This is a genomic window from Escherichia sp. KTE172 (assembly GCF_000408845.1).
In the GTDB taxonomy this organism is placed as follows: domain Bacteria; phylum Pseudomonadota; class Gammaproteobacteria; order Enterobacterales; family Enterobacteriaceae; genus Escherichia; species Escherichia coli.
This window is the reverse complement of sequence record NZ_KE137316.1, coordinates 3,199,291-3,223,563: the sequence shown is the minus strand read 5'-3', so window position 1 is coordinate 3,223,563 and position 24,273 is coordinate 3,199,291. Positions and strand designations below refer to the sequence as shown.

General features: G+C 51.3%; 22 protein-coding genes and 2 pseudogenes. 12 read left to right on the top strand and 12 right to left on the bottom strand.

Annotated features, from left to right (window positions below; genetic code table 11):
* Positions 1 to 97: 97 nt before the first annotated feature.
* Both fieF and cpxP read right to left on the bottom strand, forming a co-directional pair.
* Positions 98 to 1,000: a CDF family cation-efflux transporter FieF gene (gene fieF, locus G434_RS08705; protein ID WP_001076742.1), complete on the bottom strand. Its 903-nt coding sequence runs from the start codon at positions 998 to 1,000 to the stop codon at positions 98 to 100.
* A gap of 148 nt (positions 1,001 to 1,148) precedes the next feature.
* Positions 1,149 to 1,649 (bottom strand): cell-envelope stress modulator CpxP, encoded by a 501-nt coding sequence (cpxP, locus tag G434_RS08710; RefSeq protein ID WP_001223800.1) that lies wholly within the window; start codon positions 1,647 to 1,649, stop codon positions 1,149 to 1,151.
* A gap of 149 nt (positions 1,650 to 1,798) precedes the next feature.
* Here cpxP and cpxR point away from each other — a divergent pair, with 149 nt between their 5' ends.
* Together cpxR and cpxA are read left to right on the top strand one after the other, a co-directional pair.
* Complete coding sequence (gene cpxR / locus G434_RS08715; RefSeq protein ID WP_001033722.1) at positions 1,799 to 2,497, top strand: envelope stress response regulator transcription factor CpxR; 699 nt, start codon at positions 1,799 to 1,801, stop codon at positions 2,495 to 2,497.
* A complete protein-coding gene (gene cpxA, locus G434_RS08720) occupies positions 2,494 to 3,867 on the top strand; it encodes an envelope stress sensor histidine kinase CpxA (RefSeq protein ID WP_000580422.1) in 1,374 nt (457 codons plus the stop codon). The genes cpxR and cpxA overlap by 4 nt, the downstream gene beginning before the upstream one ends.
* A gap of 104 nt (positions 3,868 to 3,971) precedes the next feature.
* On the opposite strand, the gene yiiM is transcribed toward cpxA, so the two are convergent.
* The 3 genes and pseudogenes from yiiM to sodA form a co-directional block, all read right to left on the bottom strand.
* Positions 3,972 to 4,646 (bottom strand): 6-hydroxyaminopurine reductase, encoded by a 675-nt coding sequence (yiiM, locus tag G434_RS08725; protein ID WP_001270252.1) that lies wholly within the window; start codon positions 4,644 to 4,646, stop codon positions 3,972 to 3,974.
* A gap of 148 nt (positions 4,647 to 4,794) precedes the next feature.
* Positions 4,795 to 5,779, bottom strand: a pseudogene (kdgT, locus tag G434_RS08730) (2-keto-3-deoxygluconate transporter).
* 258 nt (positions 5,780 to 6,037) lie between these two features.
* On the bottom strand, positions 6,038 to 6,658 hold the full coding sequence (sodA, locus tag G434_RS08735; protein ID WP_001297064.1) for a superoxide dismutase [Mn]: 621 nt from the start codon (positions 6,656 to 6,658) through the stop codon (positions 6,038 to 6,040).
* A gap of 284 nt (positions 6,659 to 6,942) precedes the next feature.
* On the opposite strand from sodA, the gene rhaT reads away from it, so the two are divergent.
* The gene (gene rhaT, locus G434_RS08740; protein WP_000063505.1) at positions 6,943 to 7,977 is read left to right on the top strand and encodes an L-rhamnose/proton symporter RhaT; all 1,035 of its coding nucleotides are present in this window, start codon (positions 6,943 to 6,945) and stop codon (positions 7,975 to 7,977) included.
* Here rhaT and rhaR read toward each other — a convergent pair.
* Together rhaR and rhaS are read right to left on the bottom strand one after the other, a co-directional pair.
* A complete protein-coding gene (gene rhaR, locus G434_RS08745; protein ID WP_001309887.1) occupies positions 7,974 to 8,822 on the bottom strand; it encodes an HTH-type transcriptional activator RhaR in 849 nt (282 codons plus the stop codon). The two genes, rhaT and rhaR, sit on opposite strands and share 4 nt — an antisense overlap.
* Positions 8,823 to 8,895: 73 nt before the next feature.
* Positions 8,896 to 9,732: an HTH-type transcriptional activator RhaS gene (gene rhaS / locus G434_RS08750; protein WP_000217149.1), complete on the bottom strand. Its 837-nt coding sequence runs from the start codon at positions 9,730 to 9,732 to the stop codon at positions 8,896 to 8,898.
* A 287-nt stretch (positions 9,733 to 10,019) separates the two neighbouring features.
* On the opposite strand from rhaS, the gene rhaB reads away from it, so the two are divergent.
* The 4 genes from rhaB to rhaM all read left to right on the top strand — a co-directional run bounded on the left by rhaB (position 10,020) and on the right by rhaM (position 13,976).
* The gene (gene rhaB / locus G434_RS08755) at positions 10,020 to 11,489 is read left to right on the top strand and encodes a rhamnulokinase (RefSeq protein WP_000144068.1); all 1,470 of its coding nucleotides are present in this window, start codon (positions 10,020 to 10,022) and stop codon (positions 11,487 to 11,489) included.
* On the top strand, positions 11,486 to 12,745 hold the full coding sequence (gene rhaA, locus G434_RS08760; RefSeq protein ID WP_001309886.1) for an L-rhamnose isomerase: 1,260 nt from the start codon (positions 11,486 to 11,488) through the stop codon (positions 12,743 to 12,745). The genes rhaB and rhaA overlap by 4 nt, the downstream gene beginning before the upstream one ends.
* 82 nt (positions 12,746 to 12,827) lie before the next feature.
* Entirely contained in the window at positions 12,828 to 13,652 is an 825-nt protein-coding gene (gene rhaD / locus G434_RS08765) for a rhamnulose-1-phosphate aldolase (protein ID WP_001179732.1), read from the top strand.
* Between the two features lie 9 nt (positions 13,653 to 13,661).
* Positions 13,662 to 13,976, top strand: a complete 315-nt coding sequence (rhaM, locus tag G434_RS08770; protein WP_000619508.1) for an L-rhamnose mutarotase — start codon at positions 13,662 to 13,664, stop codon at positions 13,974 to 13,976.
* Positions 13,977 to 14,016: 40 nt separating this feature from the next.
* Here rhaM and G434_RS08775 read toward each other — a convergent pair whose 3' ends face one another.
* From G434_RS08775 to fdhD, 3 genes and pseudogenes are all read right to left on the bottom strand, one after another.
* Positions 14,017 to 15,411 (bottom strand): carbohydrate porin, encoded by a 1,395-nt coding sequence (locus G434_RS08775; protein WP_000749944.1) that lies wholly within the window; start codon positions 15,409 to 15,411, stop codon positions 14,017 to 14,019.
* A 353-nt stretch (positions 15,412 to 15,764) separates the two neighbouring features.
* Positions 15,765 to 16,455, bottom strand: a pseudogene (locus G434_RS08780) (YiiG family protein); the annotation flags it as partial.
* An 88-nt stretch (positions 16,456 to 16,543) separates the two neighbouring features.
* Positions 16,544 to 17,377 carry a formate dehydrogenase accessory sulfurtransferase FdhD gene (gene fdhD, locus G434_RS08785; RefSeq protein ID WP_000753589.1) on the bottom strand — a complete coding sequence of 278 codons (834 nt, stop codon included), beginning with the start codon at positions 17,375 to 17,377 and terminating at the stop codon, positions 16,544 to 16,546.
* 193 nt (positions 17,378 to 17,570) lie between these two features.
* Between fdhD and fdnG the strand changes: the two genes are divergently transcribed.
* Genes fdnG through fdhE form a run of 4 tightly spaced genes read left to right on the top strand, consistent with a single transcriptional unit; the run spans position 17,571 to position 23,094 of the window.
* The gene (gene fdnG / locus G434_RS08795; RefSeq protein WP_012602895.1) at positions 17,571 to 20,621 is read left to right on the top strand and encodes a formate dehydrogenase-N subunit alpha; all 3,051 of its coding nucleotides are present in this window, start codon (positions 17,571 to 17,573) and stop codon (positions 20,619 to 20,621) included.
* Positions 20,622 to 20,633: 12 nt separating this feature from the next.
* Positions 20,634 to 21,536, top strand: a complete 903-nt coding sequence (gene fdoH, locus G434_RS08800; protein WP_000331377.1) for a formate dehydrogenase O subunit beta — start codon at positions 20,634 to 20,636, stop codon at positions 21,534 to 21,536.
* Positions 21,533 to 22,168, top strand: a complete 636-nt coding sequence (fdoI, locus tag G434_RS08805) for a formate dehydrogenase cytochrome b556 subunit (RefSeq protein WP_000829013.1) — start codon at positions 21,533 to 21,535, stop codon at positions 22,166 to 22,168. The genes fdoH and fdoI overlap by 4 nt, the downstream gene beginning before the upstream one ends.
* On the top strand, positions 22,165 to 23,094 hold the full coding sequence (gene fdhE, locus G434_RS08810) for a formate dehydrogenase accessory protein FdhE (protein ID WP_000027720.1): 930 nt from the start codon (positions 22,165 to 22,167) through the stop codon (positions 23,092 to 23,094). Before fdoI ends, fdhE begins: the two co-directional genes overlap by 4 nt.
* Positions 23,095 to 23,275: 181 nt before the next feature.
* Here the strand turns inward: fdhE and G434_RS08815 are convergent, their stop codons facing one another.
* Together G434_RS08815 and G434_RS08820 are read right to left on the bottom strand one after the other, a co-directional pair.
* Entirely contained in the window at positions 23,276 to 23,518 is a 243-nt protein-coding gene (locus G434_RS08815) for a ribbon-helix-helix domain-containing protein (protein WP_001309881.1), read from the bottom strand.
* Positions 23,519 to 23,736: 218 nt separating this feature from the next.
* Positions 23,737 to 23,955, bottom strand: coding sequence for a ribbon-helix-helix domain-containing protein (locus G434_RS08820; protein WP_001295676.1), 219 nt, complete (start codon positions 23,953 to 23,955; stop codon positions 23,737 to 23,739).
* Positions 23,956 to 24,172: 217 nt separating this feature from the next.
* On the opposite strand from G434_RS08820, the gene G434_RS27930 reads away from it, so the two are divergent.
* The coding region (locus G434_RS27930) for an IS1 family transposase (RefSeq protein ID WP_001413871.1) at positions 24,173 to 24,273 on the top strand (101 nt) is incomplete at its 3' end.

The following is a 24,273-nucleotide window of genomic DNA, read 5'->3' as shown; positions in this document are numbered from 1 at the left end:
AATAGTATAACAATCACTTCCTGCTGAATTGATTCAGGTCAGGCCAAATGGCGGTATTTTATACACAAAATGCGGGTCTGGCTCTCTTTTATACTGATTATGAAAGCATAGACCGTTTACCCTCCCTGGGTACGACGGAACAGGGGTCCTGATGGATAATCACATCCGATCCCGGAAAACGCCGTAAAATAGCCTGCTCTACCTGATCCGCCACCATATGTGCCTGAACCAAAGGCAGAGAGTCTTCCATTTCCAAATGAATCTGAATAAAGCGGGTCGGCCCTGACTGCCGCGTGCGAAGATCGTGAGCGCCGCTAACACCCGGCCAGGAAGTCACGATATCAATAATTTCTTGCCGTTCCTCATCAGGTAATGCGCGATCCAGTAATGACTGTACCGCCTCATATCCCATGCGTAACGCGCTATATAAAATATAGATGCCGATTCCCAATGCAAACAGAGCATCGGCGCGATGCCAGCCGTACCAGGACAACCCCAGCGCCAGCAGAATTGCGCCGTTCATCATAACATCAGACTGGTAATGTAGCATATCAGCCCGCACCGCCTGGCTTTGCGTCCGGCGCACCACCCACCGCTGAAACGAGACAAGGATAATCGTACAAATTAGCGCCACAATTGTCACGATAACCCCGACGCCTGGATCTGTCATCGGTGTTGGAGATATCAGATGTTGAATACCCGTCAAAAAGAGGAATAGTGCCGAACCGGAGATAAACATACTTTGCGCCAGCGCCGCGAGGGACTCAGCTTTACCGTGACCAAACGAGTGATTATCGTCGGCAGGTTGCAGGGAATATCGCACCACCAGTAAATTCGTCAACGACGCGCCGATATCCACCAGCGAATCCACCAGCGCGGCGAGAATACTCACCGACCCGGTATACCACCATGCAAAAATTTTAATCAGCAATAGCAGTGAAGCCATCGCCGTTGCAGCAATCGCCGCCCGACTGACCAGCCGTCCATAAGATTGATTCATAAATACTCCCGCTATCAACTGACGCTAGTATAACGGAAGCAAATCATCTGCAATGCATTAAGCAGCAGGCAAATTGAGGATAAAAAAAACCCCCACATCATGTGGGGGAAGACAGGGATGGTGTCTATGGCAAGGAAAACAGGGTTTACTACTGGGAACGTGAGTTGCTACTACTCAATAGCTTCAACGATGAACTTTTTTGCCATTGCGTCACGTCGCGCAACTGCTCCATTCGTTGTTGATGTTTCTCGTTTAAAACCGCTTGCTGCTCCGGCGTTAACAGGCGATACATTTGGTTGCGGACTTTTGCCATCTCAACCTGACGAGCAATTTGCTCATTCGCCATTTTTTCTGCCTGTGCGCGCACAGCGTTTTCATCAAAATTTTCTGCGGTGACAAGGCGATGCATTGTCTCCAGTTCGCTAACATTAACAGGAGGCTGTTCGTGCCGGGCCTGTTGCATAAGATCTCGCATCTGCTGACGCTGATGTTCGGTTAAACTTATGCCGTCGAACATATGGCTCTGCGTACTGCGCTGCGTAAGTTCTTCACCCGGATGCCAGTTATCGCCTGAACCGACTTCAGCAGCGTGGCTTAATGAACTGACTGCCAGCGTTGAGGCCATGACGGCAGCGGTAACTATGCGCATCATTTGCTCCCAAAATCTTTCTGTCGCGATTCAACGATAGAGAGTTTACGATTCAGGCTGCAAACATGCGTCAGGGGGTGTAAAACAACGTAAAGTCATGGATTAGCGACGTCTGATGACGTAATTTCTGCCTCGGAGGTATTTAAACAATGAATAAAATCCTGTTAGTTGATGATGACCGAGAGCTGACTTCCCTATTAAAGGAGCTGCTCGAGATGGAAGGCTTCAACGTGATTGTTGCCCACGATGGGGAACAGGCGCTTGATCTTCTGGACGACAGCATTGATTTACTTTTGCTTGACGTAATGATGCCGAAGAAAAATGGTATCGACACATTAAAAGCACTTCGCCAGACACACCAGACGCCTGTCATTATGTTGACGGCGCGCGGCAGTGAACTTGATCGCGTTCTCGGCCTTGAGCTGGGCGCAGATGACTATCTCCCGAAACCGTTTAATGATCGTGAGCTGGTGGCACGTATTCGCGCGATCCTGCGCCGTTCGCACTGGAGCGAACAACAGCAAAACAACGACAACGGTTCACCGACACTGGAAGTTGATGCCTTAGTGCTGAATCCAGGCCGTCAGGAAGCCAGCTTCGACGGGCAAACGCTGGAGTTAACCGGTACTGAGTTTACCCTGCTCTATTTGCTGGCACAGCATCTGGGTCAGGTGGTTTCCCGTGAGCATTTAAGCCAGGAAGTGCTGGGCAAACGCCTGACGCCTTTCGACCGCGCTATTGATATGCACATTTCCAACCTGCGTCGTAAACTGCCGGATCGTAAAGATGGTCACCCGTGGTTTAAAACCTTGCGTGGTCGCGGCTATCTGATGGTTTCTGCTTCATGATAGGCAGCTTAACCGCGCGCATCTTCGCCATCTTCTGGCTGACGCTGGCGCTGGTGTTGATGTTAGTTTTAATGTTACCCAAGCTCGATTCACGCCAGATGACCGAGCTTCTGGATAGCGAACAGCGTCAGGGTCTGATGATTGAGCAGCATGTCGAAGCGGAGCTGGCGAACGATCCGCCCAACGATTTAATGTGGTGGCGGCGTCTGTTCCGGGCGATTGATAAGTGGGCACCGCCAGGACAGCGTTTGTTATTGGTGACCACCGAAGGCCGCGTGATCGGCGCTGAACGCAGCGAAATGCAGATCATTCGTAATTTTATTGGTCAGGCCGATAACGCCGATCATCCGCAGAAGAAAAAGTATGGCCGCGTGGAACTGGTCGGTCCGTTCTCAGTGCGTGATGGCGAAGATAATTACCAACTTTATCTGATTCGTCCGGCCAGCAGTTCTCAATCCGATTTCATTAACTTACTGTTTGACCGCCCGCTATTACTGCTGATTGTCACCATGTTGGTCAGTACGCCGCTGCTGTTGTGGTTGGCCTGGAGTCTGGCAAAACCGGCGCGTAAGCTGAAAAACGCTGCCGATGAAGTTGCCCAGGGAAACTTACGCCAGCACCCGGAACTGGAAGCGGGGCCACAGGAATTCCTTGCCGCTGGTGCCAGTTTTAACCAGATGGTCACCGCGCTGGAGCGCATGATGACCTCTCAGCAGCGTCTGCTTTCTGATATCTCTCACGAGCTGCGCACCCCGCTGACGCGTCTGCAACTGGGTACGGCGTTACTGCGCCGTCGTAGTGGTGAAAGCAAGGAACTGGAGCGTATTGAAACCGAAGCGCAACGTCTGGACAGCATGATCAACGATCTGTTGGTGATGTCACGTAATCAGCAGAAAAACGCGCTGGTGAGTGAGACCATCAAAGCCAACCAGTTGTGGAGTGAAGTGCTGGATAACGCGGCGTTCGAAGCCGAGCAGATGGGCAAGTCGTTGACGGTTAACTTCCCGCCTGGGCCGTGGCCGCTGTATGGCAACCCGAACGCTCTGGAAAGTGCGCTGGAAAACATTGTTCGTAATGCCCTGCGTTATTCCAATACGAAGATTGAAGTAGGCTTCGCGGTAGATAAAGACGGCATCACCATTACGGTGGATGACGATGGTCCTGGCGTTAGCCCGGAAGATCGCGAGCAGATTTTCCGCCCGTTCTATCGTACCGATGAAGCACGCGATCGTGAATCTGGCGGTACAGGTTTGGGGCTGGCGATTGTTGAAACCGCCATCCAGCAGCATCGTGGCTGGGTGAAGGCAGAAGACAGCCCGCTTGGCGGTTTACGGCTGGTGATTTGGTTGCCGCTGTATAAGCGGAGTTAAACTCCGCATTGTAGGCAGGATAAGGCGTTTACGCCGCATCCGGCATTTGAGCAGGATGCCTGATGCGACGCTGATAGCGTCTTATCAGGCCTACACTCCGGGGGTTATTTTCCCCACAACCGGCGGGAAAAATCTTCGATCTTGCCGCTCAGTCGGCGCTTTTGCATCGTCCGCGTCCAGCTTTTCGATAACCCGGCGGCGGAGAGTAAACGGTGATACTGCTCGTCATCAAACGGCATATGCCATGCGATGGCGGCAGCCTCCTGCACGGTCACATCACTGACACGGGAAACCAACTCCAGCGGCGCATCAGCAGATACCAACCCTGGCGCAATCACGCTATACAACCACCCCACTTTACCCGTGTTTTGCATCAACTGCGCTATGTCGCTGATATCAAAATGGTAATTGAGTTTATAGCAAGGGGAGCGTGGCTGGCTGACCTGAATTAATGCCTCTCCCCAGCGGAAAATATCGCCAATATAAACATTACTTTCCGTGAGGCCGTCGGTTGAGAGATTTTCGCCAAACGCAGGCGCAACAAACAACTCCGCCTGTTCCGGAAATTCCCGCGCCCAGTAGAGATAGTGCTCACGAGGATAATGACACAGCGCTCTGTCTGGCCCGCCGTGAACCTTTTTCTCCGCCTGCTCGTCACCTTCCAGCCCCAGCTCCGTCAGCATCAACTCACCATCAACCTGGATTTTGGCAATTGCGCTGGGTTTGCCTTCGGGATAAGCCTGAATCTTGCCTGTGTATACATCAACCGGATATCGCATCTGTTCCCTCTCCACGAGAAATTTCCCCATTAGACCATATTTATTTTATGTCAGGCGTGCTGTTTTCGCGGTATGTATCCAGGCAGGAGCTCAATAGCAAACCGGACGAACGTTAGTTCATCCGGCTGTGGGGATTAAGGAAGCAGGTTTATTTTACCGTGCCTAAAATTTCGATTTTCGCCACTCTGGCTTTGACTTTACGTGACCAGATAGAGGTAAGAATTGGCACCAGAATCGAAGTCACAATGACCGCCGTCGCAACCAGCGAAGTTGCTGCCGGAGCCATCGGTTTAAACGCAGGCACCATTTCAGCAATCAGCACAGGTGTCGCTACCGCGGCCCCTGCGGAACTGGAAGCGGCAATTCCGGCAGTGCCATCGCCACCGCCAATCAATTTATCGGCGATAATCAACGGAATACCGGTCACGATAATTACTGCCACACCCAACAGGATCCCCAGCAAACCTGTCTGGGCAATTACAGTCAAATCAATGGTATTGCCCAGCGCGAAGGCAAAGAATGGAATCAGCGTCTGCACCGCTTTGCTGAAAAATTCTCGTAATTCAGGGTCAAGGTTCCCAAGGGCAAAGCCCACCAGGAACGGTAATACTGCGCCGACGAAAACATGCGGTTCAAATGAGGCAATCCCGGCAGTGCCCAGAATAATCATCGTCATGAGCGGCCCGGACTCCAATGACATCAACACAAATGCCCCAGCTTCTTCTTTTGTGCCGTACTGTTGCATGATGGAAGCGTAAAGTCCGCCGTTGGTCATATCCATCGCCGCCACCAGCGCCAGCGTTGAAAGTCCGGCAAAGAATCCAACTTCAACACCATGTTCCGGAATAATGCGTGAGGCAATTGCCGCAACCACCCACGCGACGGCAATTTTTGTTACCACCAGCGTACCGGATTTACGTAATACCGTTCCCGTCGCGCTTAATTTTATTGACGCCCCCATGCAAAAAAACCACACCGCCAGAATGGGCACCGTACCGGTAATCATCCCGTTGGTGAATGATCCAAAATATTTCCCCGCCTCCGGCGAGAAGGTGTGGCACAGTGCGCCAAGGAATAGCGGGACGAGCATCATCCCCCCCCGGGATTTTCTCAATCGAGCGTTTTATCTGCATTTCCATCACCTGTCGGCATATTTTTAAGGGCTGATGCGTAATTCCTCAACGGAGCATCAGTGTTGATGGAAACGAAGATAGACATTCATTTAATCAATAAAAGTGATCAAAACCACATCAATTGAAACACTGTTTTATTTTTATCGGATCATTGTTTTATTTTGAAATTGATCACAAAAAAACCACCGCCGTTGGCGATGGTTCATTTTTTAAGCTGATATGCGGCGTAAACGCCTCATTGCAGCAGGCGGCAAATGATTATTTTTTCGCCGCGAAACGTGCCGCTGCTTCATCCCAGTTCACCACGTTCCAGAACTCTTTGATGTAGTCCGGACGGCGGTTCTGGAATTTCAGGTAGTAAGCATGTTCCCACACATCCAGGCCCAGAATCGGGAAGCCGGAAGCGCCAGAAATAGCTTCACCCATCAGCGGGGAGTCCTGGTTAGCAGTAGAAACCACCGCCAGTTTATCGCCTTTCAGCACCAGCCATGCCCAGCCGGAACCAAAGCGGGAAGCTGCCGCTTTCTCAAATTCTGCTTTGAAGTTATCAACGGAGCCGAAGTCACGTTCGATAGCCGCTTTCAGGTCACCCTGTAAGGTGGTGCCTTTTTTCAGACCTTTCCAGAACAGGCTGTGGTTAGCGTGACCGCCAGCGTTGTTGCGCAGTACGGTTTTCTTGTCTGCTGGCAGCTGGTCCAGTTTGGTGATCAGCTCTTCAACCGGCAGGTTGGCAAATTCTGGCAGGCTTTCCAGCGCCGCATTGGCGTTGTTGACGTAGGTCTGATGGTGTTTGGTGTGGTGGATTTCCATGGTCTGCTTATCGAAGTGCGGTTCCAGGGCATCGTAAGCATACGGCAGGGATGGCAGGGTATAGCTCATATTCATCTCCAGTATTGTCGGGCGGCCGATTGTTAATGCCGCGTAAGCAGTTGGTTCATTATAGTTAATTAAATGATATTGAAAATGATTATCAATGCCGTACTTTTCGTAAGGGTATGGTTTTGCAGGAAAATGCCCGAGATGTGAAGCAAATCACCCACTTAATGCCGTGATTGCCAGCAAATCGACAACGGCGGCAACAGGCGAAAGGTTAATCGACAGCACGATTTTTACACTCATCTCGTCGGAGATGTGACGCGACGAAAAATGATGAGGATAAGAAGATGAGTAACGCGATTACGATGGGGATATTTTGGCATTTGATCGGCGCGGCCAGTGCAGCCTGTTTTTACGCTCCGTTCAAAAAAGTAAAAAAATGGTCATGGGAAACCATGTGGTCAGTCGGTGGGATTGTTTCGTGGATTATTCTGCCGTGGGCCATCAGCGCCCTGTTACTACCGAATTTTTGGGCGTATTACAGCTCGTTTAGTCTCTCTACACTGCTGCCTGTTTTTCTGTTCGGCGCTATGTGGGGGATCGGTAATATCAACTACGGCCTGACCATGCGTTATCTCGGCATGTCGATGGGGATTGGTATCGCCATTGGTATCACGTTGATTGTTGGTACGCTGATGACGCCAATTATCAACGGCAATTTCGATGTGTTGATCAATACCGAAGGTGGACGCATGACATTGCTCGGCGTTCTGGTGGCGCTGATTGGTGTAGGGATTGTGACTCGCGCCGGGCAGTTGAAAGAGCGCAAGATGGGCATTAAAGCCGAAGAGTTCAACCTGAAAAAAGGGCTGGTGCTGGCGGTGATGTGCGGCATTTTCTCTGCCGGGATGTCCTTTGCGATGAACGCCGCAAAACCGATGCATGAAGCCGCTGCTGCACTGGGCGTCGATCCACTGTATGTCGCTCTGCCAAGCTATGTTGTCATCATGGGCGGCGGCGCGATCATCAACCTCGGTTTCTGCTTCATTCGTCTGGCAAAAGTGAAGGATTTGTCGCTAAAAGCCGACTTCTCGCTGGCAAAACCGCTGATCTTTCACAATGTGTTACTCTCAGCACTGGGCGGGTTGATGTGGTATCTGCAATTCTTTTTCTATGCCTGGGGCCACGCGCGTATTCCGGCGCAGTATGACTACATCAGCTGGATGCTGCATATGAGCTTCTATGTATTGTGCGGCGGTATCGTCGGGCTGGTGCTGAAAGAGTGGAACAATGCAGGTCGCCGTCCGGTAACGGTGTTGAGCCTCGGTTGTGTGGTGATTATTGTTGCCGCCAACATCGTCGGCATGGGCATGGCGAATTAATCTTTCTGCGAATTGAGATGACGCCACTGGCTGGGCGTCATCCCGGTTTCCCGGGTAAACACCACCGAAAAATAGTTACTATCTTCAAAGCCACATTCGGTTGAAATATCACTGATTAACAGGCGGCTATGCTGGAGAAGATATTGCGCATGACACACTCTGACCTGCCGCAGATATTGATTGATGGTCATTCCAGTCTGCTGGCGAAATTGCTGACGCAAAACGCGCTCACTGCACGATGCCTCATCACAAAATTCATCCAGCGCAAAGGGACTTTTCAGGCTGGCCGCCAGCCGGGTAATCAGCTTATCCAGCAACGTTTCGCTGGATGTTGGCGGCAACGAATCACTGGTGTAACGATGGCGATTCAGCAACATCACCAACTGCCCGAACAGCAACTCTGCCATTTCGTTAGCAAACGGCACATGCTGACTACTTTCATGCTCAAGCTGACCGATAATCTGCCGCGCCTGTGCCATCCCCATGCTACCTAAGCGCCAGTGTGGCTGCCCTGCGCTGGCGCTAAATCCCGGAATCGCCCTCTGCCAGTCAAGATTCAGCTTCAGCCGCTCCGGGCAATAAATAATATTCTGCAAAACCAGATCGTTAACGGAAGCGTAGGAGTGTTTATCGTCAGCATGAATGTAAAAGAGATCGCCACGGGTAATGCGATAAGGGCGATCGTTGAGTACATGCAGACCATTACCGCGCCAGACAATCACCAGCTCACAAAAATCATGTGTATGTTCGGCAAAGACATCTTGCGGATAACGGTCAGCCACAGCGACTGCCTGCTGGTCGCTGGCAAAAAAATCATCTTTGAGAAGTTTTAACTGATGCGCCACCGTGGCTACCTCGGCCAGAGAACGAAGTTGATTATTCGCAATATGGCGTACAAATACGTTGAGAAGATTCGCGTTATTGCAGAAAACCATCCCGTCCCTGACGAATATCACGCGGTGACCAGTTAAACTCTCGGCGAAAAAGCGTCGAAAAGTGGTTACTGTCGCTGAATCCGCAGCGATAGGCGATGTCAGTAACGCTGGCCTCGCTGTGGCGTAGCAGATGTCGGGCTTTCATCAGTCGCAGGCGGTTCAGGTAACGCTGAGGCGTCAGTCCCGTTTTCTGCTTAAGCTGCCGATGTAGCGTACGCAGCGAAAGAGAAAATTGATCCGCCACGGCATCCCAATTCACCTCATCGGCAAAATGGTCCTCCAGCCAGGCCAGAAGCAAGTTGAGACGTGACGCGCTGTTTTCCAGGTTCTCCTGCAAACTGCTTTTACGCAGCAAGAGCAGTAATTGCATAAATAAGATCTCGCGACTGGCGGTCGAGGGTAAATCATTTTCCTCTTCCTGCTGTTCCATCTGTGCAACCAGCTGTCGCACCTGCTGCAACACGCTGTGGTTAACGCGCCAGTGAGACGGATACTGCCCATCCTGCTCTTGTGGCAGCAACTGATTCAGCCCGGCGAGAAACTGAAATCGATCCGGCGAGCGATACAGCACATTGGTCAGACACAGATTATCGGTATGTTCATACAGATGCCGATCATGATCGCGTACGAAACAGACCGTGCCACCGGTGATGGTATAGGGCTGCCCATTAAACACATGAATACCCGTGCCATGTTCGACAATCACAATTTCATGAAAATCATGATGATGTTCAGGAAAATCCGCCTGCGGGAGCCGGGGTTCTATCGCCACGGACGCGTTACCAGACGGAAAAAAATCCACACTATGTAATACGGTCATACTGGCCTCCTGATGTCGTCAACACGGCGAAATAGTAACCACGAGGTCAGGTTCTTACCTTAAATTTTCGACGGAAAACCACGTAAAAAACGTTGATTTTTCAAGATACAGCGTGAATTTTCAGGAAATGCGGTAAGCATCACATCACCACAATTCAGCAAATTGTGAACATCATCACGTTCATCTTTCCCTGGTTGCCAATGACCCATTTTCCTGTCAGTAACGAGAAGGTCGCGAAGTCAGGCGCTTTTTAGACTGGTCGTAATGAAATTCAGCAGGATCACATTATGACCTTTCGCAATTGTGTCGCCGTCGATCTCGGCGCATCCAGTGGGCGCGTGATGCTGGCGCGTTACGAGCGTGAATGCCGCAGCCTGACGCTGCGTGAAATCCATCGTTTTAACAATGGGCTGCATAGCCAGAACGGTTATGTCACCTGGGATGTGGATAGCCTGGAAAGTGCCATTCGCCTTGGATTAAACAAGGTGTGCGAGGAAGGGATTCGTATCGATAGCATTGGGATTGATACCTGGGGCGTGGACTTTGTGCTGCTCGACCAACAGGGTCAGCGTGTGGGCCTGCCCGTTGCTTATCGCGATAGCCGCACCAATGGCCTGATGGCGCAGGCACAACAGCAACTCGGCAAACGCGATATTTATCAGCGTAGCGGCATACAATTTCTACCCTTCAATACGATCTATCAGTTGCGTGCGCTGACGGAGCAACAACCTGAACTTATTCCACACATTGCTCACGCTCTGCTGATGGCGGATTACTTTAGTTATCGCCTGACCGGCGAGATGAACTGGGAGTACACCAACGCCACGACCACGCAACTGGTCAATATCAATAGCGACGACTGGGACGAGTCGCTACTGGCGTGGAGCGGTGCCAACAAAGCCTGGTTTGGTCGCCCGACGCATCCGGGTAATGTCATAGGTCACTGGATTTGCCCGCAGGGTAATGAGATTCCGGTGGTCGCCGTTGCCAGCCATGATACCGCCAGCGCGGTTATCGCCTCGCCGTTAAGCGGTTCACGCGCCGCTTATCTCTCTTCTGGCACCTGGTCATTGATGGGCTTCGAAAGCCAGACGCCATTTACCAATGACACGGCGCTGGCAGCCAATATCACCAACGAAGGCGGGGCGGAAGGTCGCTATCGGGTGCTGAAAAATATTATGGGCTTATGGCTGCTTCAGCGGGTGCTTCAGGAGCGGCAAATCAACGATCTTCCGGCGCTTATCGCCGCGACACAGGCACTGCCGGCTTGCCGCTTCACCATCAATCCCAATGACGATCGCTTTATTAATCCTGACGAGATGTGCAGCGAAATTCAGGCTGCGTGTCGGGAAACGGCGCAACCGATCCCGGAAAGTGATGCTGAACTGGCGCGCTGTATTTTCGACAGTCTGGCGCTGCTGTATGCCGATGTGTTGCATGAACTGGCGCAGCTACGCGGTGAAGATTTCTCGCAACTGCATATTGTCGGCGGTGGCTGCCAGAACGCGCTGCTCAACCAGTTATGTGCTGATGCCTGCGGTATTCGGGTGATCGCCGGGCCTGTTGAAGCCTCGACGCTCGGCAATATCGGCATCCAGTTAATGACGCTGGATGAACTCAACAATGTGGATGATTTCCGTCAGGTCGTCAGCACCACCGCGAATCTGACCACCTTTACCCCTAATCCTGACAGTGAAATTGCCCACTATGTGGCGCAGATTCACTCTACACGACAGACAAAGGAGCTTTGCGCATGACCACTCAACTGGAACAGGCCTGGGAGCTGGCGAAACAGCGTTTCGCGGCGGTGGGGATTGATGTCGAGGAGGCGCTGCGCCAACTTGATCGTTTACCCGTTTCAATGCACTGCTGGCAGGGCGATGATGTTTCCGGTTTTGAAAACCCGGAAGGTTCGCTGACCGGGGGGATTCAGGCTACTGGCAATTATCCGGGCAAAGCGCGTAATGGCAGCGAGCTACGTGCCGATTTGGAACAAGCTATGCGGCTGATTCCGGGGCCGAAACGGCTTAATTTACATGCCATCTATCTGGAATCCGATACGCCCGTCGCGCGCGACCAGATCAAACCAGAGCACTTCAAAAACTGGGTTGAATGGGCGAAAGCCAATCAGCTCGGTCTGGATTTTAACCCCTCCTGTTTTTCGCATCCGCTAAGCGCCGATGGCTTTACGCTTTCCCATGCCGACGACAGTATTCGCCAGTTCTGGATTGATCACTGCAAAGCCAGCCGCCGTGTTTCAGCCTATTTTGGCGAGCAACTTGGCACGCCATCGGTGATGAACATCTGGATCCCGGATGGCATGAAAGATATCACCGTTGACCGTCTCGCTCCGCGCCAGCGTTTGCTGGCAGCACTGGATGAGGTGATCAGCGAGAAGCTGGATCCGGCGCACCATATCGACGCCGTTGAGAGCAAATTGTTTGGTATTGGCGCGGAGAGCTACACGGTTGGCTCCAATGAGTTTTACATGGGGTATGCCACCAGCCGCCAGACGGCGCTGTGCCTGGACGCCGGGCATTTCCACCCGACTGAAGTGATTTCCGACAAGATTTCCGCCGCCATGCTGTATGTACCGCAGTTGCTACTGCACGTCAGCCGTCCGGTTCGCTGGGACAGCGATCACGTAGTGCTGCTGGATGATGAAACCCAGGCGATTGCCAGTGAGATTGTTCGTCACGATCTGTTTGACCGGGTGCATATCGGCCTCGACTTCTTTGATGCCTCTATCAACCGTATTGCTGCGTGGGTCATTGGTACACGCAATATGAAAAAAGCCCTGCTGCGTGCGTTGCTGGAACCTACCGCTGAGCTGCGCAAGCTGGAAGCGGCGGGCGATTACAGTGCGCGTCTGGCACTGCTGGAAGAGCAGAAATCGTTGCCGTGGCAGGCGGTGTGGGAAATGTATTGTCAGCGTCACGATACCCCAGCAGGTAGCGAATGGCTGGAGAGCGTGCGGGCTTATGAAAAAGAAATTTTGAGCCAGCGTGGGTAAACACTGCCGGATGCGGCGCGAGCGCCTTATTCGGCCGACAGATCGTGCATCCGACAACACCGAATTTACAGGAACACCGAACATGCAAAACATTACTCAGTCCTGGTTTGTCCAGGGAATGATTAAAGCCACCACCGACGCCTGGCTGAAAGGCTGGGACGAGCGCAACGGCGGCAACCTGACGCTACGCCTGGATGACGCCGATATCGCGCCTTATCACGACAACTTTCATGCACAACCGCGCTATATCCCGCTCAGCCAGCCCATGCCTTTACTGGCAAATACACCGTTTATTGTCACCGGCTCCGGCAAATTCTTCCGCAACGTCCAGCTTGATCCTGCGGCTAACTTAGGCGTCGTAAAAGTCGACAGCGACGGCGCGGGCTACCACATTCTCTGGGGGCTAACTCACGAAGCCGTTCCAACCTCTGAACTTCCGGCGCACTTCCTCTCTCATTGCGAACGCATTAAAGCCACCAACGGTAAAGATCGGGTGATCATGCACTGCCATGCCACCAACCTGATCGCCCTTACCTACGTACTGGAAAACGACACCGCGGTCTTCACTCGCCAACTGTGGGAAGGCAGCACCGAATGTCTGGTAGTGTTCCCGGATGGCGTCGGCATTTTGCCGTGGATGGTGCCCGGCACGGACGAAATCGGCCAGGCGACCGCACAGGAAATGCAAAAACATTCGCTGGTGTTGTGGCCCTTCCACGGCGTCTTCGGCAGCGGTCCGACACTGGATGAAACATTCGGTTTAATCGACACCGCAGAAAAATCAGCACAAGTATTAGTGAAGGTTTATTCGATGGGCGGCATGAAACAGACCATCAGTCGTGAAGAGTTGATAGCACTCGGCCAGCGTTTCGGCGTTACACCACTCGCCAGTGCGCTGGCGCTGTAAGGAGCAAACATGATCCGCAAAGCCTTTGTCATGCAGGTTAACCCCGACGCCCACGAAGAGTATCAGCGTCGGCATAATCCAATCTGGCCGGAACTGGAAGCAGTGTTGAAATCTCACGGTGCGCATAACTACGCCATTTACCTCGACAAAGCGCGTAATCTGCTGTTTGCCACGGTAGAGATTGAATCTGAAGAACGGTGGAATGCGGTTGCCAGCACTGAAATCTGCCAACGTTGGTGGAAATATATGACCGACGTTATGCCAGCTAACCCGGATAACAGCCCAGTCAGTAGCGAGCTGCAAGAAGTGTTTTACCTGCCCTAATGAGTTGCGGTGCCGGAAAATATCCAGCACCGCGCCTTCATCAGAAGAAGTATTTAAAGCGAACGCGTGCGCCGTAACGGTCATCAGTATCATCACCGTGTTTTTTATCACCGTCGCTATCCAGAATGGAGTAATACGTCCCGAGGTAAATATTAAAGTTCTCCATATCCATCACATTAGCGAACTGATAAGACGCATGAATGGTGTGAATGGTGTACGTCCCTTCATCATCAATCCAGCAGTCGTTATCACAAACTACACCGCTGAATTCATCAATCTTATTGTGCGCGTAGATATAACCCAGCTCGAAACGTTTCCACAGCGCGTTAATCCCGGCAGTGAAATCTTTCTCATTATTAGCATCTAAATAGGCGGTATTAAGATTAACCACGACGCCATTTTCCGGATCCGTTTTCAGGCCATTCCAGGTCATGCTCATACCATAGCCGGTACGATCGGACTGATCGACAAAATTACCCTTGCTATCGGTATAACCATAAGCATTATTTACCACGTTCGCTTCCATCGCTGCGGAAACGGTAAATTCTTCCGTCGGCGACCAGGCAATTACCGGACGCAGATAAGCAACATTTTTCTGCTGCTCCATATCGCGTCCATGATAATTACCGTCATTATATAAAGATGTTCCGTCTTCAAGTAACGTGTTTAATTCAAAATACCAGTTATCAAGTTGTTTGCTGACGAGAAAATTACCGCCAGCGTTAGAGCGCCCGCGGCCCTCTTTCATCATATAGATATAACCGCTGCCATCGTCATAAAGATCGTTCGCAGTATTACCGGAATGTTCAACAAAGGTATCCTGATTCAGCGGGAACATATCGTAGGCTTCGAAACGGCCTACTTTGACCTTCCAGTCGTTTTCTTTGCCAAAGAAGAATACCGCATCATCGATATTTACTGAACCGTGCATGTCCCCCAGCGGTTGCGCGGAGAACCCGGCGAAATAACCATTATCCAGTTTTCGCATACCATCAAAACCTAACAGAATACGACCATTGAGATTCCACTGTTCATTAGTGGGATCGCTATTCACATCAGCGTTGGTCATTGCCAGCAGGCCATGATTACTTTCTGCATCCATATTAAATTCTACGTCGCCGTAGATTTTTAAATCGCCATAACCTGAGAGCAAAAGATTAGGTGAGGTGGAATTTTTCTTTGCAGATTCCGCCGTTGCCTGTCCATTTACCGGCGTATTGCCCTGGGCAGCCTTAATTTCGCGGATCTCAGCGGCTTGTTGTGTCTGCAGCTGTTTAACCTGGCTCTCTGCTTTTGCTGCCCGCATTTCTGCCGCTTCCAGGCGTTCTTCCAGCAATGCCATGCGTTGTTCCAGCGTTAAATGCTGTGTTTTTGCCATTCCGGTACTACATGCCAATAATAAACCGATGGCTAAAGATAATGTCGATTTTTTCATTATTTACGTTCCCTGAAATAAAAGAGACCCTACGCTTTCCAAAAGGAATACGTATATAGAGAAATATAAGGTGTGCACTTTCGAATTTTCAATCCAACTTCAGCAGGCCGATGGATAGTATCCCGCTGCATAATATGAGTAAATCCGCTGATTTCCTGGAACGTGAGGAATATAACAATAGTGCCGTTTTTAACCAAATATCGTAAAAAATATTAGATATAATTCACGCTGACTCATAAGCCACAAATATAAATAACGCTTAAACAAATTATCTGAGAAATTTAAACATTCACAAAATCATTAAATAATGATACTTTATTCACAAAATTTATCCTTCACTCTGCTTTATATTGTCACGACTTCGTGACATATCCGCGCTCATCACAAACCCGCCCCGCGATTACAATTGACTGAAATATTTCATCGACCATTTCGTTGTACTCGCATAATGTTCTCGGGAAATGAGTCTTCGGCCATCCAGCTTGAGTTTGCGTCCTGAAGTTGCTCTTTATCCCAGTCAGAGTACAGGACTTTATCTCTGATGCGGCGAACATATTTTTTAGCCTCGAGTTGATACTGGTCTGCCGAATTAATGAACGAGAAATTCATACCGCCTTTATCCGCTTCTTTGGCCTGCGCCACCAGCGTTTCCAGTTCAGAGACTTTCTTCATTGCCGCATCAACATCAAACTTCTCTTGCGAAATCAGGTTATTAATTTGTTTCGCTGAAATCATGACTGCCAGAGAGTAGTAGTGGAATGTTTTCCCTTCTCTTTGTTCAATATTTTTCAGTTCCGCAAGCTGGCGCTTATCGTTAATTTCCTGAATCGCCGCATGATAAGATTCTGCTACAGGTTCAAAGGCTTCAAGATTTTTTAAGAATGTCTGGTGCAGCGTTTTCCCTTTCGCAAACGCATCGTCTTTATAATTTTCCTGGGTGTAATATTTATCCATTTCGTTAATGGTATTACCCAACGCCACGGCAGCATCAATATAACTTACCGCCACGCCATCAATAGGTTGCAGCGCAGGCGTTAACGCCACTACACGCATTTTGTTTATAAATAAAATAATAAAATTCACGAAATGAATAAGTCCTGCAATTTAATATATATCGCAGGACTTATTTTAATTAATTGCTCAAACGCTGCGGATGGGTATAAACCGTTGCCCGACCCGGTTTACAAAAGCCCACCAGCGTCAAATTACAGCGTTCAGCCACTTCTACAGCAAGTGTGGTCGCGGCAGACACCGCAAACAAAATCTCTACGCCACACATCGCCGACTTTTGCACCATTTCATAACTGGCACGACTGGAAACCAGCACCGCACCTTGCTGCCAGCTTTCCCCTTCTTGTGACCGGCGGCCTAACAGTTTGTCCAGCGCCACATGGCGACCCACGTCTTCATGCCCGCCGACCAGTTCGCCAGATGGCAACATCCAGGCAGCGGCGTGTGTACAACCAGTCAGTTGCCCCACTGGCTGGAAATCATTGAGATGACGTAATGCATCATCCAGTTTGTTGAGATCAAACGTCTGGGTGAACGGCAGCGGCTGCACCGGTTTACCGATATCGTTAAGCTGTTCTACACCGCATACGCCACAGCCCGTACGTCCCGCCAGCGCCCGGCGGCGCTCCTTCAACCCCATAAAGCGGCGGCTGGAAAGCTCAATTTGCACTTCCAGACCATTACAGGAAGGAACGACATCCATACCGAAGATATCGCGCGGACTTTCGATAATCCCCTCGGAAAGCGAAAAACCGAGCGCAAAGTACTCAAGGTCTTTGGGCGACGCCATCATCACCACATGCGAAATGCCGTTGTAGACCAGCGCAACGGGAACTTCTTCCGCGACCTCATCTAACCGTGGGTGTTGTAAATCATCACGCCGCCATAACTCAATTTGACGAACACCTGTGATATTTGTCACATTTTCGATTTCTTTTTGCTGTGTTTTTTTCACTTTCTCTTAACCAGATAAGAACACACACACCAACATTATGGTATTCTGTTACAAACCCTTCCTGGATGGAGGGAAATTGAGCCAATTCTGGACCTTTGCGGCCCCTTCCGCAAAGAAAAATAACTCCCACTCCCTGCACACGCAGCAAGCGAATGTAAATGGGACGTGACAATGTCGAAACAAGGAGCAATCCATGCAGGTCAGCAGAAGGCAGTTCTTTAAGATCTGCGCTGGCGGTATGGCAGGCACCACGGCAGCGGCACTGGGTTTTGCACCCAGCGTAGCACTCGCGGAAACCCGGCAGTATAAACTGCTGCGCACCCGCGAAACCCGTAATACCTGCACCTATTGTTCCGTAGGCTGTGGGCTGTTGATGTACAGCCTCGGTGACGGAGCAAAAAACGCCAAAGCATCTATCTTCCATATCGAAGGCGATCCGGATCACCCGGTCAACCGCGGTGCACTTTGTCCGAAAGGCGCTGGCCTGGTGGATTTCATCCACTCCGAAAGCCGTCTGAAGTTTCCGGAATACCGTGCGCCAGGTTCTGATAAATGGCAGCAAATCAGTTGGGAAGAGGCGTTTGATCGCATCGCCAAACTGATGAAAGAAGACCGCGATGCTAACTACATTGCGCAAAACGCCGAAGGCGTGACTGTTAACCGCTGGCTCTCCACCGGGATGCTGTGTGCTTCCGCGTCGAGTAACGAAACCGGCTATTTAACGCAAAAATTCTCCCGCGCGCTGGGGATGCTCGCGGTCGACAACCAGGCGCGTGTCTGACACGGACCAACGGTAGCAAGTCTTGCTCCAACATTTGGTCGCGGTGCGATGACCAACCACTGGGTCGACATCAAGAACGCCAACCTCGTCGTGGTGATGGGCGGTAATGCCGCTGAAGCTCACCCGGTCGGGTTCCGCTGGGCGATGGAAGCCAAAATTCACAACGGCGCGAAGCTGATTGTGATCGATCCTCGCTTTACGCGTACGGCGGCGGTGGCTGACTACTATGCCCCTATTCGTTCCGGGACTGACATTGCTTTCCTGTCAGGCGTATTGCTGTACCTGCTGAACAATGAAAAATTCAACCGCGAATACACCGAAGCCTATACCAACGCCAGCCTGATCGTGCGTGAGGATTACGGCTTTGAAGATGGCCTGTTCACCGGCTACGACGCGGAAAAACGCAAGTACGATAAATCCTCCTGGACTTACGAACTGGACGAAAACGGCTTCGCCAAACGCGATACCACGCTGCAACATCCGCGTTGCGTGTGGAACTTGCTGAAACAGCACGTTTCCCGTTATACGCCAGATGTGGTTGAAAACATCTGCGGTACGCCAAAAGACGCGTTCCTGAAAGTCTGCGAATACATCGCCGAAACCAGTGCTCACGATAAAACAGCGTCGTTCCTCTATGCCCTCGGCTGGACGCAACACTCCATTGGTGCGCAAAACATTCGTACGATGGCGATGATCCAGCTGCTGCTCGGCAATATGGGGATGGCTGGCGGCGGCGTTAACGCCCTGCGCGGTCACTCCAATATTCAGGGGCTGACCGACCTGGGGCTGCTGTCGCAGAGCCTGCCAGGTTACATGACGCTGCCAAGCGAGAAGCAGACCGATCTGCAAACCTACCTTGCCGCCAACACGCCGAAACCGCTGCTGGAAGGCCAGGTTAACTACTGGGGCAATTACCCGAAATTCTTCGTCTCCATGATGAAGGCCTTCTTTGGTGATAAAGCGACGGCAGAAAACAGCTGGGGCTTTGACTGGTTGCCGAAGTGGGATAAAGGCTACGACGTCCTGCAATACTTCGAGATGATGAAAGAGGGCAAAGTCAATGGCTATATCTGCCAGGGCTTTAACCCGGTTGCCTCATTCCCGAACAAAAACAAAGTGATCGGCTGTCTGTCGAAACTGAAGTTCCTCGTGACCATCGACCCGCTGAACACTGAAACCTCTAACTTCTGGCAGAACCACGGTGAACTGAACGAAGTTGACTCGTCGAAGATCCAGACCGAAGTGTTCCGTCTGCCATCGACCTGCTTCGCGGAAGAGAACGGTTCAATCGTCAACTCTGGTCGCTGGTTGCAGTGGCACTGGAAAGGTGCGGACGCCCCGGGGATTGCGCTGACTGACGGCGAGATCCTCTCCGGTATCTTCCTGCGCTTGCGCAAGATGTATGCCGAACAGGGTGGCGCGAACCCGGACCAGGTGCTGAACATGACCTGGAACTACGCCATTCCGCATGAGCCATCTTCAGAAGAAGTGGCGATGGAGAGTAACGGTAAGGCGCTGGCCGATATTACCGATCCGGCAACCGGTGCGGTTATCGTCAAGAAAGGCCAACAACTTAGCTCGTTCGCCCAACTGCGCGATGACGGTACAACCTCCTGTGGCTGCTGGATTTTCGCCGGTAGCTGGACGCCAGAGGGCAACCAGATGGCACGCCGTGATAACGCCGATCCGTCTGGCCTCGGTAACACGCTGGGCTGGGCATGGGCATGGCCGCTTAACCGCCGTATTCTGTATAACCGCGCCTCCGCAGATCCGCAGGGTAACCCGTGGGATCCGAAGCGTCAGTTGCTGAAATGGGACGGCACCAAGTGGACCGGCTGGGATATTCCGGACTACAGCGCAGCGCCTCCGGGCAGTGGCGTCGGGCCGTTTATCATGCAGCAGGAAGGCATGGGGCGTCTGTTTGCCCTCGATAAGATGGCGGAAGGTCCGTTCCCGGAACACTACGAGCCGTTTGAAACGCCGCTGGGGACTAACCCGCTGCATCCAAACGTTATCTCGAACCCGGCTGCACGTATCTTTAAAGACGACGCCGAAGCATTGGGTAAAGCCGATAAGTTCCCGTATGTCGGAACCACCTATCGTCTGACCGAGCACTTCCACTACTGGACCAAACACGCGCTGTTGAACGCGATTTTGCAACCAGAGCAGTTTGTGGAAATCGGTGAGTCGCTGGCGAATAAACTTGGCATTGCCCAGGGCGATACCGTGAAAGTCTCCTCCAACCGTGGCTATATCAAAGCCAAAGCGGTGGTGACCAAACGTATTCGCACGCTGAAAGCGAACGGCAAAGATATCGATACCATCGGTATTCCGATTCACTGGGGCTATGAAGGTGTTGCGAAAAAAGGCTTTATTGCCAATACGTTAACACCATTCGTTGGTGATGCGAACACGCAGACGCCAGAGTTTAAGTCCTTCCTTGTGAATGTGGAAAAGGTGTAACGGAGACGACATATGGCTTATCAATCTCAAGATATCATTCGTCGTTCCGCGACTAACGGTCTGACCCCCGCGCCTCAGGCGCGGGACTTCCAGGAAGAAGTGGCGAAACTCATCGACGTCACCACCTGTATCGGCTGTAAAGCCTGTCAGGTGGCGTGTTCAGAGTGGAACGACATTCGCGATACCGTCGGCAATAACATTGGGGTGTACGACAACCCCAATGATTTAAGTGCCAAATCGTGGACGGTGATGCGCTTCTCGGAAGTGGAACAGAACGACAAACTGGAATGGCTGATCCGCAAAGACGGCTGTATGCACTGTTCCGATCCAGGCTGCCTGAAAGCGTGCCCGGCGGAAGGAGCAATTATTCAGTATGCCAACGGTATCGTCGACTTCCAGTCCGAGCAGTGCATCGGCTGCGGTTATTGCATTGCGGGCTGTCCGTTCGACATTCCGCGCCTCAACCCGGAAGACAACCGCGTCTACAAATGTACGCTGTGCGTTGACCGCGTGGTGGTTGGGCAAGAACCGGCCTGCGTGAAGACCTGCCCAACGGGCGCGATTCACTTCGGTACGAAAGAGTCGATGAAAACGCTGGCGAGCGAGCGCGTGGCGGAGCTGAAAACTCGCGGTTACGACAATGCGGGTCTGTACGATCCGGCAGGCGTTGGTGGTACACACGTTATGTACGTGCTGCACCATGCTGACAAGCCAAATCTGTATCATGGCTTGCCGGAGAACCCGGAAATCAGCGAAACCGTGAAATTCTGGAAAGGCATCTGGAAACCGCTCGCAGCTGTTGGCTTTGCGGCTACCTTCGCAGCCAGTATCTTCCACTACGTGGGTGTCGGTCCGAACCGTGCGGATGAGGAAGAGAATAATCTGCACGAAGAGAAAGACGAGGAGCGCAAATGAAACGACGTGACACCATCGTGCGCTACACCGCGCCGGAACGTATCAACCACTGGATCACCGCCTTCTGCTTCATCCTGGCGGCGGTGAGCGGGCTGGGCTTTTTGTTCCCGTCCTTCAACTGGTTGATGCAAATCATGGGCACACCGCAGCTGGCGCGAATTCTGCACCCGTTTGTCGGCGTGGTTATGTTTGCCTCGTTCATCATCATGTTTTTCCGTTACTGGCATCACAACCTAATCAATCGGGATGATATCTTTTGGGCGAAGAATATTCGTAAGATCGTCGTCAACGAGGAAGTAGGTGACACCGGGCGTTATAACTTCGGTCAGAAATGCGTTTTCTGGGCGGCGATTATTTTCCTGGTTCTGCTGCTGGTGAGCGGCGTGATTATCTGGCGTCCTTATTTTGCGCCTGCTTTCTCAATCCCGGTGATCCGATTCGCGTTAATGCTGCATTCATTTGCCGCAGTGGCGTTAATTGTGGTTATCATGGTGCATATCTACGCCGCCCTTTGGGTGAAAGGCACGATTACCGCCATGGTGGAAGGATGGGTTACCAGCGCCTGGGCGAAGAAACATCACCCGCGCTGGTACCGTGAGGTCCGCAAGACAACGGAAAAGAAAGCTGAATGAGTATTCGCATAATCCCGCAAGATGAGCTGGGTTCGAGCGAGAAACGTACGGCGGATATGATTCCGCCGTTATTGTTCCCTCGGCTCAAGAATTTATACAACCGCCGCGCCGAGCGTCTGCGCGAGCTGGCAGAAAATAATCCGCTGGGTGATTACCTGCGCTTTGCTGCGCTTATCGCCCACGCCCAGGAAGTGGTGCTGTACGACCATCCGCTGGAGATGGATCTGACCACGCGCATTAAAGAAGCCAGCGCACAAGGCAAGCCCCCGCTGGATATTCACGTTCTGCCGCGTGATAAGCACTGGCAAAAGCTGCTGATGGCGCTGATTGCTGAGCTGAAACCTGAAATGAGCGGCCCGGCGCTGGCAGTGATTGAGAATCTGGAGAAGGCATCGACTCAGGAGCTGGAAGATATGGCCAGCGCACTGTTTGCCTCTGATTTCTCGTCCGTCAGCAGCGATAAAGCGCCGTTTATCTGGGCTGCACTGTCGCTCTACTGGGCGCAGATGGCTAATCTGATCCCCGGCAAAGCCCGCGCTGAATATGGCGAACAACGTCAATATTGCCCGGTTTGTGGCTCTATGCCGGTGTCCAGCATGGTGCAAATTGGCACCACTCAGGGTCTGCGTTACCTGCACTGCAACCTGTGCGAAACCGAATGGCACGTGGTGCGCGTAAAATGCAGCAACTGTGAACAGAGCGGCAAACTGCATTACTGGTCGCTGGATGACGAACAGGCCGCGATTAAAGCCGAAAGCTGCGATGACTGTGGCACTTACCTGAAGATTCTTTATCAGGAAAAAGAACCGAAAGTTGAAGCCGTGGCAGATGACCTCGCCTCTCTGGTACTGGACGCGCGAATGGAGCAAGAAGGCTACGCCCGCAGTTCCATCAACCCGTTCCTGTTCCCGGGTGAAGGGGAGTAATCTCTGACGTTTTCCGGGTGGCGCTGGTCGCCCGGATTACAGCTCATAGGGTGTGACGACACTATCTCTCGTATTCCGCGTTACAACCTCAAGCTATGCCGCCAGTGCCTGTTTTGCCTCAATTTTCACACTGAGAAAATCGATAAGGATATCGATATCAAATAGCCAAATCTTTTTGCCATTACCATTCCTCGCGCAGCTTACGCTGGTATTCGACACCATCTTCCTCACTCCCTTGCCAGATGCCAAAAGCACTGGCTCTTGCTGTTTGCGATTGATTTACCAGGTATTGATCTACCGCTTCCCGTAATAGCTCCGCACGAGGAAGATTACGCTGCACCTCGAGATCATCAAGTTGCTTAAACAACTCATTCGATAAATTGAGTAAAATTCTGCCCATATCTATACCTGCCAGAGAGTTCATAAATATCTCGCCAATATCATTTTTGAATCTATGGAGAGAAAAGTACCCTTGCCGAATCTTTAAAGAAAGCTTATTTACGCATCATTTTTTATTTTTGCGAGGCGTTTTCCAGATATGATGTAACAGTTGCAGTTATTATAAGTTCAAGTAAAACAGCCTTGTATTAATACCAGAATAAGGGCATCTGTTTTTTTATATTCAAGAATGAAAAATTTTTGTCATTCCTTATGCTCCTTACACTGATCATCAACACCAACTACCTCCCCCTTTTGCCTGCCACCCTTTGCTTTACGCACCGGGAATTGCTGACGCTCCAGATATTGCTCTACCGCTTCGCGTAAAATTGCAGATCGTGAAACCTTACGCCAGCCCCGAAGCTTGTTCAGCCGTTTAATTGCCTCTTCTGATAAATGAAGAAAAACCGTATTCATCGCCATTACCACCACCTTACATATATTACTCATTAATGTATGTGCGAAAATTACGCCGGAAAATCATTTAAAAAAAGCGGATTTTTGCATGTTGTTTTGTTTTTGCGAGGCGTTTTCCAGAAATAATAAGAGCGTTGCAGTTGTTTCATTTATTACTCAAAAATGGTTGGTGATGCTGCCAACTTACTGATTTAGTGTATGATGGTGTTTTTGAGGTGCTCCAGTGGCTTCTGTTTCTATCAGCTGTCCCTCCTGTTCAGCTACTGACGGGGTGGTGCGTAACGGCAAAAGCACCGCCGGACATCAGCGCTATCTCTGCTCTCA

Bases quoted from the DNA above. Each gene is read 5' to 3' on its own strand.
- fieF (WP_001076742.1), bottom strand. From the start codon at position 1,000: ATGAATCAATCTTATGGACGGCTGGTCAGTCGGGCGGCGATTGCTGCA.
- cpxP (WP_001223800.1), bottom strand. From the start codon at position 1,649: ATGCGCATAGTTACCGCTGCCGTCATGGCCTCAACGCTGGCAGTCAGT.
- cpxR (WP_001033722.1), top strand. From the start codon at position 1,799: ATGAATAAAATCCTGTTAGTTGATGATGACCGAGAGCTGACTTCCCTA.
- cpxA (WP_000580422.1), top strand. From the start codon at position 2,494: ATGATAGGCAGCTTAACCGCGCGCATCTTCGCCATCTTCTGGCTGACG.
- yiiM (WP_001270252.1), bottom strand. From the start codon at position 4,646: ATGCGATATCCGGTTGATGTATACACAGGCAAGATTCAGGCTTATCCC.
- sodA (WP_001297064.1), bottom strand. From the start codon at position 6,658: ATGAGCTATACCCTGCCATCCCTGCCGTATGCTTACGATGCCCTGGAA.
- rhaT (WP_000063505.1), top strand. From the start codon at position 6,943: ATGAGTAACGCGATTACGATGGGGATATTTTGGCATTTGATCGGCGCG.
- rhaS (WP_000217149.1), bottom strand. From the start codon at position 9,732: ATGACCGTATTACATAGTGTGGATTTTTTTCCGTCTGGTAACGCGTCC.
- rhaB (WP_000144068.1), top strand. From the start codon at position 10,020: ATGACCTTTCGCAATTGTGTCGCCGTCGATCTCGGCGCATCCAGTGGG.
- rhaA (WP_001309886.1), top strand. From the start codon at position 11,486: ATGACCACTCAACTGGAACAGGCCTGGGAGCTGGCGAAACAGCGTTTC.
- rhaD (WP_001179732.1), top strand. From the start codon at position 12,828: ATGCAAAACATTACTCAGTCCTGGTTTGTCCAGGGAATGATTAAAGCC.
- rhaM (WP_000619508.1), top strand. From the start codon at position 13,662: ATGATCCGCAAAGCCTTTGTCATGCAGGTTAACCCCGACGCCCACGAA.
- G434_RS08775 (WP_000749944.1), bottom strand. From the start codon at position 15,411: ATGAAAAAATCGACATTATCTTTAGCCATCGGTTTATTATTGGCATGT.
- fdoH (WP_000331377.1), top strand. From the start codon at position 20,634: ATGGCTTATCAATCTCAAGATATCATTCGTCGTTCCGCGACTAACGGT.
- fdoI (WP_000829013.1), top strand. From the start codon at position 21,533: ATGAAACGACGTGACACCATCGTGCGCTACACCGCGCCGGAACGTATC.
- fdhE (WP_000027720.1), top strand. From the start codon at position 22,165: ATGAGTATTCGCATAATCCCGCAAGATGAGCTGGGTTCGAGCGAGAAA.
- G434_RS08815 (WP_001309881.1), bottom strand. From the start codon at position 23,518: ATGAACTCTCTGGCAGGTATAGATATGGGCAGAATTTTACTCAATTTA.
- G434_RS08820 (WP_001295676.1), bottom strand. From the start codon at position 23,955: ATGGCGATGAATACGGTTTTTCTTCATTTATCAGAAGAGGCAATTAAA.